The following is a 12,763-nucleotide window of genomic DNA, read 5'->3' on the forward strand; positions in this document are numbered from 1 at the left end:
GTCCACTTGAAATGCTGTAATCCCCTCATCGTCTCAAAGATATATTCATTAACTTGTTATATTTATTGTACGTGATGAAGGATCATTCGTAAAGCGTTACGGCTTGAAAGTCATGGTGGCGTCGACTGCTTTCTTCCAGCCAGAATAGAGATCGTCTCGTTCCTTATCATCCATATTTGGGGAGAAGGAGCGGTCCATGTTCCATTTCTTGGCAATGTCTTCTTTGCTTTCCCATACCCCGACGGCAAGACCAGCTAAGTATGCTGCGCCTAGCGCTGTCGTTTCCGTAACAGAAGGAATTTCAACCGGTGCGTCCAGCAAATCGCTTTGGAATTGCATTAAGAAATCGTTCGCAACGGCACCCCCGTCAGCGCGAAGTTTCTTCGATTCAATCCCTGAATCGCTCTCCATCGCACTCATCACATCTTTCGTTTGATATGCGAGTGACTCGAGCGTCGCCCTTACAATATGTGAACGCTCCGTCCCTCTAGTGAGACCAAACATTGCGCCCCGTGCCTCGCTGTCCCAATACGGGGTTCCGAGTCCGACAAAAGCCGGAACGAGATACACGCCGTCCGAAGAAGTGATCCGCGTCGCAAGCGCTTCACTTTGGGGGGCATCTTCGATAATTTGAATACCATCGCGCAGCCATTGGATCGCAGAACCCGCAACAAATATGCTGCCTTCCAACGCGTATTCAACTTTGCCGTCAATTCCCCAAGCGAGTGTCGTAAGCAGCCCATTTTTAGATTCAACAGCGGTTTCTCCTGTATTCATTAAGATAAAGCAACCGGTACCGTACGTATTTTTCACCATGCCTTCTTCGAAGCAAGCTTGACCGAATAAGGCTGCATGTTGGTCACCAGCAACACCTGCGATTGGCACATTTTCTCCAAAGAAATGATAATCTACCGTCTCTGCATAGATTTCTGATGAAGACTTCACTTCTGGGAGCATATTCTTTGGCACGTCTAGGTGTTCGAGCAACTCATCATCCCAATGAAGATCATGAATATTGTACATGAGTGTCCGGGCAGCATTGGTGTAGTCTGTAACATGGGCTTTTCCACCACTAAGTTTCCAAATGAGCCACGAGTCGATTGTCCCGAATAGCAAATCTCCTCGTTCGGCTTTCTCCCGAGCACCGTCTACATTGTCCAAAATCCATCTTACTTTTGTACCTGAGAAATAGGGGTCGAGTAATAATCCTGTTTTCTTTCTAAATGTGTCATTTAATCCTGCTTCTCGCATCTCTGTACAGATGGATGCGGTTTGTCGTGATTGCCAAACGAGAGCGTGATAGATCGGTTTGCCTGTATGTTTATCCCAGACAACTGTTGTTTCTCGCTGATTCGTAATGCCAATGCCAGCTACTTCTTGTGGGGTGATATCCGATTCCGAAAAAACTTCAGCAATGACAGCTAATACTGACGTCCAGATTTCGTTTGCATTGTGTTCCACCCAACCTGGATGAGGGAAATATTGCTTGAACTCTCGTTGTGCGGTTTGGACCATTTCCCCTTGGTCATCAAAAAGTATAGCTCTTGAACTCGTTGTTCCTTGATCAATGGCAAGAATATGTTTTTTCGTCAAAGTGTTCTCCTCCTTAAATCATCAAATTTAGAAAATGAGTACGAATAGGAATGCACCAACAATACCGCCAGCAATCGGTCCGAGAATGGGTACCCAAGCATACGCCCAATCTGATGGTCCTTTTTTATCAATTGGAAGAATCGCATGTGCTAACCGAGGGCCGAGGTCACGTGCAGGGTTGATCGCATAGCCGGTCGTACCGCCAAGAGACAAACCGATCGCAGCGATGAGTACACCGACCGCAATGGGGTTTAAACCTTCTGTAAATGTATTTGCCCCAATTGCAAGTAAACCAAACACAAGTACTGCAGTTCCGATGAATTCGCTTCCAACATTGGACGGCAAGTGGCGAATTGCAGGCCCTGTCGCAAAGACGCCAAGCTTCGTACCTGGGTCTGGGGTTGCTTTCCAATGCGGATAGTAATGGAAAAATACGATGACTGCTCCAACAAACGCTCCGGCAACTTGCCCGATAATATAGCCAGGAACTTGCGACCACGGGAAGTCACCAATCGCAGCAAAAGCTAAGGTTACAGCGGGGTTAATGTGACCATCGCTCACAGTTCCTGAGACGTACACACCGAGCGTAACCGCAAACCCCCAGCCTAAAGCGATCGCAATCCAACCTGCACCTTCCGCTTTTGAGCCACGCAAATTGACAGCAGCAACGACACCAGCACCAAAAATAATCAAGATCATCGTGCCTATAAATTCTGCAATGATTTCTAACATCTTTCATCCTCCTTAAGCGAATAATAAAAAAAGAGCAGCTCTTTTCACGTCATCCTGGGACTCCGTCAAAAAAGCTGCTCTCATGAGCTCATCAGCTTGTTTACATTAACTTGACCCCATTGTACACGGCGAACGTATACTTGTAAACGCATTCGTAGTACTTAATATTGAAATATTAGGAAATTGTGAGACACCGTGAACGAGCTGTTCAATCTATCTTTATTCAGTTTAAGATGTTCCTAGAACACTATTTCTGCATTATCATCGGGGTCAACTGGGTAAAGAAAAATTCTTATTTAATTGTTGATTTGTCCTTTCCCTGCTCGTAAGCTGACGAATACGATGAATATGGACAACGTAGCGAGAATGAGAAGCGGTGCTTGCCAACTACCAGAGAAGTCGTACGTGACGCCGAAAACCATTGGTCCGAATGCAGCGAGTAGGTAACCGAATGCTTGTGCCATTCCAGAAAGCTTGGACGCTCCGATACTCGTAGAGGTTCTTAACGCAAATAGCATCATACTGAGGCCAAACCCGCTTCCACAAGCTATTCCCATTAAGATGACCCATACGGGAAGAGCAACTCCTGTGTACAAACCTAGATTAGCTAGTAAAAAACATACCCCGATGCCGATGCCAATGATTCGTTGGTCTTTCATTCGACCAGCGAGAACAGGAATAATAAATGTCATTGGAACGATAGCTCCTTGCATCATGGCAAGCATCCACCCTGCAGACGTTGGCGTGTAACCGTGTGTAGCAAGAAGTTGAGGCAACCAAGTCATCATTGTGTAATAGTGCAACGATTGGATCCCCATAAAAATCGTTACGCTCCAAGCGAGACGAGACCGCCATAATGAGGTTTGAGCCGATGGCAAAACCGATTGGTTTTCGCCTTTATTCTTGGAAAGTTGAACTCCCCAAACGACGAGAGCGAAGAAAACAATAGATCCCCAAATGGCTAGAGACCCATTCCAATTCAGTCCAGCGCGAGCGATTGGCTCACTCACTCCAGAGCCAATCGCGGCTACAATATTCATGGATATTCCATAAAGTCCAGTCACAAGGCCGATATGTAACGGGAAGTTCTTTTTGACAATTCCAGGTAGCAACACGTTACCAACAGCAATGCCGGCACCGATAAACACCGTGCCAATAAACAGTGCTGGTACATACATGAAGTAACGAACGCCGATACCGACCAGAATAAATAGAAGTGCAGCAAACACAAGGCGCTCTGTCCCGACGCGCTCAGCAATACGTGGAGCAAAAGGGGACAATAACGCAAACGCGAGTAATGGAATTGTAGTTATGCTTCCAGCAACAGCGTTAGATAGCTCCAAACCTTCTTGAATGAACGGCAAAAGTGGGCCGACTGAAGTCATAGGAGTCCGCAATGTTGACGCTATGAGAAGAATGCCAAGTAAAAGCACAAACCGTTCTGATTGATAGGGAGTGGGTTGATGTAGCGAGCGTTCTGTGTTCATGTCAGTCTCCTCCTTCATACGGTTATTGTAAACGATTACTAATTGTCTGAACATCTATACTTTACGCATAACACAACAAGTAGTAGCCGATGTGGACTAGAGGTCACTAATTAATTGTGAAAGTAAGCATTAGGGGGAAAAGGCTGCAAAGAGCCAATCTATCTCGAGTGTGAATGGATTCAGAAATTGAACAGGCTTATTGTATGACTTGTCCTTATGACTACGTGTCTGATCTTAGTGAAAACGGTCTATATAGAATGAACTTATGATTTTCCTGATTGCGCAGTTGGGTGTTGGGTTGGAGGGATAGCGCAGTGCTGGGTGCCATTTTGCGCGCAGTTTGTTCCAACTGAAGCGCAGATTCAATGCCTATAAGCGAGCACCCTGTCCACCCCAGCAGGGCCGAAACCAAATCAAACTCGGTTCGGCGCGGCTCGCTCCGACGTCTTGTAAGTACTTCGGGGCGGGGATGGTACACATGACCCGGTGATCTGTTACCGAGTTTGCGCATTCTGTTCCCTAGTTTAGGAGAATTTACCGCTTTTCCTGCGATTTTCCCCAACTTGAGAACAGTTCGGTCGCAACTCGAGCACAGTTTCCACTTTACCAAGCTTCCCATTGGATCTTGAAGAAATTCTTTCGTTCAACTTATATAGATATGCTGAGTTTTTGATACTCCTGAATGGGGTTGTGTGCTTAATAACCACTAATGGCAGAGAGTTGTACTCCGAACTATAACGGCCACTTCGGTAGCGAGACAACTGAACCGTTCCGCACAAAGCAGATGAGGTTCAAGTGTCTCAAATATGTACTTTTGAGGCATTTGATCGAGCTAAATCTGTTTTTCTTAACATAGATTGTCACACAAACTTATCGAGCGGTCACAAATAGAGATTTATGAGACGTTTGTCTCCTTAAAATGCCTATTTTTAGAAGGGAATTGTCACTTAAAAGAGCAAGTCTTTTTCATCGTTGGGAAAAGCCAAGGGTTCCTTAACATAAACGTGAAGGGCTAGCAACCATCGGCACTAGAGGTGCCGAAACAAAAACAAACGAAATTCGGTACGATTCATGTCGGCAACAAGTTGCGCTCCCCGTCGCAAGGTCAAAGGGTCGATAAACTGTACCCTAGTTGGCTCCATCTGTGATCAAGTTAGCGAACATATTCCACACCGAGGGTGGGTTGCTGCCAACTAGCTAACAAATCCGGTTCAGGTGCGCCAGCAAGATGTTAGATCCAACGACCCATAAATGATCACTCGAAATTTAATTGCATTAGTGGAAATGATGAGAGGAAAACGCGTACTATAGTAGAAAACAAAATAGGCGAAGGGGCATGTGCGCTGTCCCTTCGCCTATTTTACGATTATTGCTCCGTGTTTAATCCTTTGATCCAGTTCGTTACGTTACTTACAACCGTATCGAGATACTGAACGGTCCCTTCATCTATAAGTTGTCCGTTTTCATCTAATTTCGTGTGTACCGCACCGATATAAACTTCATTCCCAGGTAGTACAGGTGAGGCAAGGCCAGGGGCAAAAAGAATGTCACGCAAGTGGGCTTGGGCTTTTACTGATCCTAAGGTCCCCATAGAAGCTCCGATGATCCATGAAGGTTTACCGATCATGACTTTGTCAACTCGGGACAGCCAGTCAATGGCATTTTTTAGAGCGGCAGGAATCGTCGCGTTGTGTTCAGGTGTTACCCAAAGAACGGCATCCGCTGACTTCACTTCTGCTTTGAAGTTGACGACCGCGTCCGTCGGTGTGTTTTCTGTATCTTGATTGTACAAAGGAAGGTCGGCGATGTTTAGGATATTCATATCCATTTTATCTGTATAGCGTTCCTTCATATATTTTGACACATGCATGTTGTAGGAGTCTTTTCTTGTACTACCTACGATGACTGCAATTTTCATGATTAATATCCTCCAATAACCTATCGTAAATTCAATCGTGTATTTTACACCGATATGAATGAAAAATCCAGTTGTCTGTTTGACTGAACGAAAAAGACTCCTTACAAAAGGAGTCTAGGTTGAATAATAGAGGAGGGGGATCGTATTGTGCAGATCAATCCCTTCAATAGATAGAACGACCATTCCATCATTTGTTCCTGAAGCGTGTTTTTCACCTTCAGCAAAAAAGGCTGCTTGTCCAGCTCGAATTTCCGTTGGCGTGGCGTCTGAACCGCTAACCCAGCCACTTCCTTGAACGACGAGAAACAGTTGATCGGGATTGGCTTCGTGTTCTGAAATGGTTTGATTGGCCTCTAATGTGAGCATGGCCATGCGAATATGCGCAGCATTACGGATGATTGGTGTTAAAATAAATGAAGAATCATCCATTGTCATTTCTTTTCCGACAGAGGAGTCGCACGTTACAATTTGCATGTGATGAACTAAAGCTCCTTTCTATAGAAAGGGATGGGTTGGCTCCGTTATAATCATTCGACAAAACCCGCACCAATCCTGCAACAATATTGGTGGGAGGATTACCAGAAGTTTTTTCTTCATAATTATTAAGAATGTAGTGGAATTCTGCTATAATGAAAGGCTGAGGAATGTAATAAATGAACAACATAAGGATAGATAACACGGTTACTCACGTGATGAGAGTTCGAGAGAATCGATATCGACACAGGGCGGGGTAGCAAAGCTCGAAGCGGAGGCTTTCGTAATGATTCAACAAGAGATAAAAACGTGGCGTCATGTGTTTAAAGTAGACCCGGCGCGCTCATTTTCAGAAGAATGGCTTGCAGATATATGTGAGTCAGGGACAGATGCAATAATTGTCGGTGGCAGCGATGGGATCACCATCGATAATGTGACAGAATGTTTAGCAGCAATTCGAAGGTATTCAGTCCCTTGTGTTCTTGAAGTAACGGAATTAGAAGCTTTAACTCCGGGGTTTGATGCTTACCTCATCCCTGTAGTATTAAATTCTCACAATCCTGCTTTTATTAGTGGCCTTCACCAACAAGCATTAAAAGCTCATGGTCCGCTACTCGATATGGCAGATGTGATTGGAGAAGGGTATTGCATCTTAAATCGAGATTCAAGTGCAGCAAAGCGAACGAACTCAGATACGGCGCTTGACATCGACGACATTGAAGCCTTTGCCCGTTTTTCAGATACTGTGCTTCGAATGCCGATCTTTTATTTAGAATACAGTGGAACCTATGGCAGTGAGCACGTCGTCAAAAAAGTGAGTGAGACTTTGAACCAGGCACAACTTTTTTATGGCGGTGGCATTAAAAATGCAGAGCAGGCGCGAAAGATGGCAAGCTTTGCGGACACGATTGTCGTTGGAAATGCCATTTACGAAGACAAAGAAGAAGCGTTAAAAACGGTCCAAGCTGTCCGTGAACTGAAAGCATAAGGGGGGAAGATGCGATGTATGACGATCGCGTAAAACAGTTACTCACTGGATTAAATAAAGAACAGTCAGAAGCTGTAACAACGACCGAAGGCCCACTGCTCATTATGGCAGGAGCAGGCAGTGGAAAAACCCGAGTGCTTACGCATCGGATTGCCTATTTAATTCGTGAAAAAGGAATGGCTCCTTGGAATATTCTTGCGATTACGTTTACGAATAAAGCAGCAAGAGAAATGCAAGAGAGGGTCGGCAAATTAGTGAGTGGTGTGGCAGATGATATTTGGATGTCAACGTTTCACTCATTATGCGTACGAATTCTTAGAAGAGATGTCGACCGCATCGGGATAAACCGGAACTTCTCTATTTTAGATAGTACGGATCAGCAGTCTGTCATCAAGCAGATTTTAAAGGATCAGAACCTTGATTCCAAAAAATTCCCACCCCGCACGTTGCTCGGCATGATTAGCGGCGCAAAAAATGAATTGATTACTGCAAAGCAGTATGCGAAAAAAGCAGAAGGACCACTTGAGGAAGTGGCTCGAGATGTGTACTTAGAGTACAGCAAGCGACTGAGAATTAACCATTCGCTTGATTTTGACGATCTGATTATGATGACGATCCGACTGTTTAATGAAGTGCCAGAAGTGCTTGGCTATTATCAACGAAAGTTTCAATACATTCATGTCGATGAGTATCAAGATACAAACCGCGCACAATACGAACTAGTGAGGCTGCTTGCTGAGCGTTACAGAAACCTTTGTGTTGTTGGGGACTCTGATCAGTCGATTTACAAATGGCGGGGTGCAGATATTAAAAACATCCTTTCATTCGAGCAAGATTACAGTGATGCACGTGTAATTTTGTTAGAGCAGAACTATCGCTCATCGAAAACCATTTTAACGGCTGCTAACGAAGTGATCCGAAACAACGGAGGCCGCCGCGCAAAAAACTTATGGACAGAAAATGATGACGGCATGAAGATCCAGTTGCAAGAAGCGATGGATGAACGGGAAGAAGCTTTTAATGTTGTTGATCGAATCAAGGAAGCCGTTCGGGATAAAGACCGTTCATATCAAGACTTTGCGATCTTGTATCGGACGAATGCACAATCGCGTGTAATCGAGGAGATGTTCGTAAAGTCGAATATTACGTACCAAATGATCGGCGGCACAAAGTTCTATGACCGTAAAGAAATTAAAGATGTTCTCGCTTATTTACGTGTAATTGCCAACCCAGATGACGATATTAGTCTCATGAGAATCATTAATGTACCGAAACGAGGCATCGGCGCAACAACCGTTGATCGTGTCGCTTCTTATGCAGTGAATCAGGAGATGAGCATGCATACGGCACTTATGGAAGCTGAACATATCGGACTATCCGCTGCTGTGACAAAAAAACTACGAAGCTTTGCGGAAATGTTAGATGGATGGATTAAGCAACAAGACTATCTTTCCGTCGTTGAGCTCGTCGAACAAGTACTTGAGAAATCGGAGTACCGTGAAGCATTAAAAACGGAGAATACGTTGGAGTCACAAAGTCGTTTAGAGAACATTGATGAATTTCTCACCGTTTCTCAAGAGTTTGAGAAAGCGAATGATGATAAATCGTTAATCGCATTTCTTACTGATCTGGCACTTGTAGCTGACATTGATCGTCTTGATGAGCCGGAAGTAGGGGACCGTGGAGCGGTGACGATGATGACTCTTCATGCTGCGAAAGGTCTTGAGTTCCCGGTCGTGTTTCTCATTGGGATGGAAGAGGGCATTTTCCCGCACAGCCGGTCGCTGTTTGAGGAAGAAGAAATGGAAGAAGAACGACGGTTGGCGTATGTGGGAATGACGAGGGCAGAAGAGGAATTGTATTTGTCTAGAGCGTCCACGCGCACGTTGTATGGGCGTACGCAAATGAACCCAAGCTCTCGGTTTATTAATGAAGTGCCAACGGAGTTGTTTGAAGAACAGCCAGAAAAAGTGGAGCAACCGCGTAGTAGGACGAATGCTCACCAACAGAGACGAACACGTCTAAAATCTACAACACAAACCGGTGGTGACGCGCTAGCGTGGGCGGTCGGAGATAAGGCCCAACATCGCAAGTGGGGGCAAGGGACGGTTGTATCTGTGAAAGGTGAAGGGGAAAATCAAGAACTTGACATCGCTTTTCCTAATGAAGGAATTAAACGGCTTGTCGCTAAATTTGCGCCCATTACTAAATCGTAGAAAGGAAGACGTGCATGGCTTCTCATAATGAAGACCCGAAGCAAAAGATTGAAGCGTTGCGCGATCAATTGCACGACTATAATTATAAGTATCACGTATTAGACGATCCACAAATTCCTGATGCTGACTATGATGCACTTCTACAAGAGTTGCTTTCATTGGAACAAGAATATCCTGCCTATCAGTCCGAAGACTCACCAACGATGCGTATTGGTGGTGAGCCTCTCGCTGGATTCACGAAAGTTCGCCACGAAGTGCCGATGCTCAGCTTAGGTAACGCCTTTAACGAACAGGACTTAAGAGATTGGGACCGCCGCGTTAAACAAGGGTCAGGAAATGAACAGCCCCGGTATGTATGTGAGCTGAAAATTGATGGGCTTGCGGTCTCCCTCACGTATGAGGACGGGAAGTTCGTTAGAGGAGCCACTCGTGGAGATGGCACAACAGGGGAAGACATTACGACGAACTTGAAGACGGTCGGCTCGATTCCCCTTCGTTTAAAAGAAACGGCGAACCTTGAAGTGCGCGGGGAAGTGTATATGCCTCATCGGTCCTTTCAAGCGCTGAACAAAGCAAAAGAAGAGAACGATGAAGCGCTGTTTGCCAACCCGAGAAATGCAGCAGCAGGTTCACTGAGGCAGTTGGACCCGAAAGTGGCGGCGAGACGTAACTTGGACATCTTTTTATATTCCATTGCGAACGATCGTGGCAAAGGGTTAACCGGTCATTCAGAAGCTCTTTCGTATATGGAATCACTCGGGCTAAAAGTGAACAGGGAAACAGCAACGTATGCAACCATTGATGAAGTGATTGACTACGTAAACCGATGGTCAGAAAAACGAAAGTCGCTCCCCTATGAAACGGATGGGATTGTCATTAAAGTCGATTCACTAACGGAGCAGCAAACGCTCGGGTTTACAGCAAAAAGCCCACGTTGGGCGATTGCGTTTAAATTCCCAGCTGAAGAGAAAATGACGACGTTAACCGGGATCGAACTTTCCATTGGGAGAACAGGGGCAGTCACTCCAACCGCACATTTGGAGCCTGTCGTCGTTGCGGGGACGACCGTCCGTCGTGCGTCGTTGCACAATGAAGACTTAATTCGTGAGAAGGATATACGTATTGGGGATCGAGTTGTCATTAAAAAGGCAGGAGACATCATTCCAGAAGTTGTCCGGGTGTTAGAGGATGAACGTGACGGATCAGAAACCGAATTTACCATGCCGACGCACTGCCCAGAATGTGAGAGTGAACTCGTTCATCTTGAAGAAGAGGTTGCACTTCGTTGCATTAACCCAAAGTGTCCGGCCCAAGTTCGAGAAGGATTGATTCATTTCGTATCACGAACGGCAATGAATATTGACGGTCTAGGTGAAAAAGTGATTACGCAATTGTTTCGTCATTCGCTCATCCAAGACGTCGCCGATTTGTATGCACTCACGTACGAACAGCTTATTGAGCTGGAGCGGATGGGGGACAAATCAGCGAACAACCTTCTTAAAGCGATAGAAGCGTCTAAGCAAAACTCGATGGAGAAGCTTCTTTTTGGTCTTGGCATACGCTTTATCGGTGCAAAAGCTGCCGAGACATTGGCAAGACATTTTTCATCTATGGAAACGTTGAAAGAAGCTGATGTTGAAACGCTCGCAAACGTCCCAGAGATTGGAGAAAAGATGGCCGATGCGGTTGTTCAATATTTTGACCAACCTGAAGCCCTCGATCTGCTCGAAAAGTTAAAAGCTGCGGGCGTGAATGTTCAGTTCACTGGTGCCACCACGGACGTGGAGAACGGTCGATTTGCTGATCAGACGATCGTACTAACCGGAAAGTTAGAACGATGGACAAGAGACGAGTTGAAACAATTAATTGAAACCAATGGTGGAAAAGTAACGTCTAGTGTAAGTAAGAAGACGGATTTGTTAATTGCAGGGGAAGACGCTGGATCAAAGCTTGATAAAGCTCAAGACTTAGGGGTTACCGTCTGGAACGAGGAAGAAACAGCTGAATTTCTTTCTCAAGATGACTAGGTCAATGAAATGAATACGGAGAGGAGCTGCTAGGTATGAGAAACGCGCTCATCATCCCACTTTTTGCGATGATGCTCATGTTCTTAGCAGGATGTATGGCTTTTCTAGAACCAGAGGAAGAGGCAGACACAGAAGCGGAAGAGGCGGAAAACTCGGCGGAAGTGAGCGGGGAAATCCCAAGCTTATCGAACTATTATCGAACGATCTTTCGCGACGGATCTTATGAGCCGGGGCATGCAAGAGGATTTGGGACAGCGATGGTTCATAATCGCCACGACCTTGAACGATTAGAAGTGGGCTTAAGTGAGATTGCTTCGGAAACATTTTCACCTGAAGAATATTTTATTCAAGAAGGTCAATTTATTCAGCGGAACGTGCTAAACAGCTGGTTGCGTCGCCTTGACGAAACCGAAGACGAAGACGGCAATATGGAAAACCCTAACGGTTTAAACCCACCTCTTGGTGAAGGGGAAACACTCGTTGAGCGAGAGCGTAATGCACCGAGAGTGTTATCTCACTTAACCGAACATAATTTTATGAGAGAAACGAGTGAAGGTGACCTTGCTGTAGCAGGGGTAGCGGTTGCCATCTCGTTAAACTCGGTGTATACATTTACCGTTGAAGATGATGAAGGCCTACACGGTCCATTTGATGAAGAGTTATCAGAGGAAGAGCTGGATGCGGCAAGAGACCGGATATCTGAAGAAGTCGTTGAACGGCTACGTGAATCTCACGACGGAACCGATGGCGTCAACTTGGATGAAGTGCCTATTGTTGTAGCCGTGTATCATGAAGCTGTTCGCGAATCAACAACGCCAGGGGAATTTGTCAGCTATGCGGTTGCCGATCCGGGCAGTAGCCTTGGAGGCTGGACCGAGCTGGATGAGACGCATCACTTCTTCCCATCTAATGCGGCGTCTGATGCAGTTACGGGTGACGCAGACCGATTTAACGAATTTCATATGGAGTTAAACAGCTACTTCGATGATCATATTGGCGCTACCGCCATCGGATATTATCAAAACAGTGAGTTGAGAGAACTAACCATTACGGTTCCGATTCGTTTCCAAAGTAAGATGGAAACGATTGCTGTTACTCAACAAGTGGCAAGCTTAATTGATGAGCGCTTTTCATCCAATGTTGATATTGTCGCAAAGGTAAGAAGCAACGATCAGCAAGAAGCATTAATTAGGCGCCCAGCAGGCGAAGAAGTTGATGTGTATATTTACGATTAACTGAAAGGGTTAAGCAATTGCTTGCTCTAGTATGTGTTTGGTATACTTTAAGAATGTTTAGCGAAAACTTGGCGCTTTGCCAAGTTTTTCTAA

General features: G+C 45.4%; 9 protein-coding genes. 4 read left to right on the plus strand and 5 right to left on the minus strand.

What is annotated here, in order from left to right; all coding sequences use genetic code 11:
* Positions 1-96: 96 nt before the first annotated feature.
* The 5 genes from glpK to ACE1TF_RS10755 all read right to left on the minus strand — a co-directional run bounded on the left by glpK (position 97) and on the right by ACE1TF_RS10755 (position 6,204).
* Complete coding sequence (gene glpK, locus ACE1TF_RS10735; protein ID WP_375016620.1) at positions 97-1,593, minus strand: glycerol kinase GlpK; 1,497 nt, start codon at positions 1,591-1,593, stop codon at positions 97-99.
* A gap of 27 nt (positions 1,594-1,620) precedes the next feature.
* Positions 1,621-2,325, minus strand: a complete 705-nt coding sequence (locus tag ACE1TF_RS10740; RefSeq protein ID WP_042400068.1) for an MIP/aquaporin family protein — start codon at positions 2,323-2,325, stop codon at positions 1,621-1,623.
* A gap of 296 nt (positions 2,326-2,621) precedes the next feature.
* Entirely contained in the window at positions 2,622-3,812 is a 1,191-nt protein-coding gene (locus tag ACE1TF_RS10745; protein WP_375016622.1) for a CynX/NimT family MFS transporter, read from the minus strand.
* Positions 3,813-5,178: 1,366 nt separating this feature from the next.
* Complete coding sequence (locus ACE1TF_RS10750) at positions 5,179-5,730, minus strand: NADPH-dependent FMN reductase (protein WP_375016624.1); 552 nt, start codon at positions 5,728-5,730, stop codon at positions 5,179-5,181.
* Between the two features lie 114 nt (positions 5,731-5,844).
* Positions 5,845-6,204 carry a cupin domain-containing protein gene (locus ACE1TF_RS10755; protein ID WP_375016626.1) on the minus strand — a complete coding sequence of 120 codons (360 nt, stop codon included), beginning with the start codon at positions 6,202-6,204 and terminating at the stop codon, positions 5,845-5,847.
* A gap of 286 nt (positions 6,205-6,490) precedes the next feature.
* Between ACE1TF_RS10755 and pcrB the strand changes: the two genes are divergently transcribed.
* Genes pcrB through ACE1TF_RS10775 form a run of 4 tightly spaced genes read left to right on the plus strand, consistent with a single transcriptional unit; the run spans position 6,491 to position 12,670 of the window.
* A complete protein-coding gene (pcrB, locus tag ACE1TF_RS10760) occupies positions 6,491-7,192 on the plus strand; it encodes a heptaprenylglyceryl phosphate synthase (RefSeq protein ID WP_042427123.1) in 702 nt (233 codons plus the stop codon).
* Between the two features lie 14 nt (positions 7,193-7,206).
* On the plus strand, positions 7,207-9,408 hold the full coding sequence (pcrA, locus tag ACE1TF_RS10765; protein ID WP_375016628.1) for a DNA helicase PcrA: 2,202 nt from the start codon (positions 7,207-7,209) through the stop codon (positions 9,406-9,408).
* 14 nt (positions 9,409-9,422) lie between these two features.
* A complete protein-coding gene (gene ligA, locus ACE1TF_RS10770; protein WP_042400080.1) occupies positions 9,423-11,435 on the plus strand; it encodes an NAD-dependent DNA ligase LigA in 2,013 nt (670 codons plus the stop codon).
* A gap of 35 nt (positions 11,436-11,470) precedes the next feature.
* A complete protein-coding gene (locus ACE1TF_RS10775) occupies positions 11,471-12,670 on the plus strand; it encodes a CamS family sex pheromone protein (RefSeq protein ID WP_375016630.1) in 1,200 nt (399 codons plus the stop codon).
* The last annotated feature ends 93 nt before the right edge of the window (positions 12,671-12,763 follow it).

The organism is Geomicrobium sp. JSM 1781026 (genome assembly GCF_041949955.1).
Lineage (GTDB): Bacteria > Bacillota > Bacilli > Bacillales > Marinococcaceae > Geomicrobium_A.

What these genes read in the sequence shown, in the direction of transcription:
- pcrB (WP_042427123.1), top strand. Translation starts at nt 6,491, where the DNA reads ATGATTCAACAAGAGATAAAAACGTGGCGTCATGTGTTTAAAGTAGAC.
- ACE1TF_RS10745 (WP_375016622.1), bottom strand. Translation starts at nt 3,812, where the DNA reads ATGAACACAGAACGCTCGCTACATCAACCCACTCCCTATCAATCAGAA.
- ACE1TF_RS10755 (WP_375016626.1), bottom strand. Translation starts at nt 6,204, where the DNA reads ATGCAAATTGTAACGTGCGACTCCTCTGTCGGAAAAGAAATGACAATG.
- pcrA (WP_375016628.1), top strand. Translation starts at nt 7,207, where the DNA reads ATGTATGACGATCGCGTAAAACAGTTACTCACTGGATTAAATAAAGAA.
- ACE1TF_RS10775 (WP_375016630.1), top strand. Translation starts at nt 11,471, where the DNA reads ATGAGAAACGCGCTCATCATCCCACTTTTTGCGATGATGCTCATGTTC.
- ACE1TF_RS10740 (WP_042400068.1), bottom strand. Translation starts at nt 2,325, where the DNA reads ATGTTAGAAATCATTGCAGAATTTATAGGCACGATGATCTTGATTATT.
- ACE1TF_RS10750 (WP_375016624.1), bottom strand. Translation starts at nt 5,730, where the DNA reads ATGAAAATTGCAGTCATCGTAGGTAGTACAAGAAAAGACTCCTACAAC.
- ligA (WP_042400080.1), top strand. Translation starts at nt 9,423, where the DNA reads ATGGCTTCTCATAATGAAGACCCGAAGCAAAAGATTGAAGCGTTGCGC.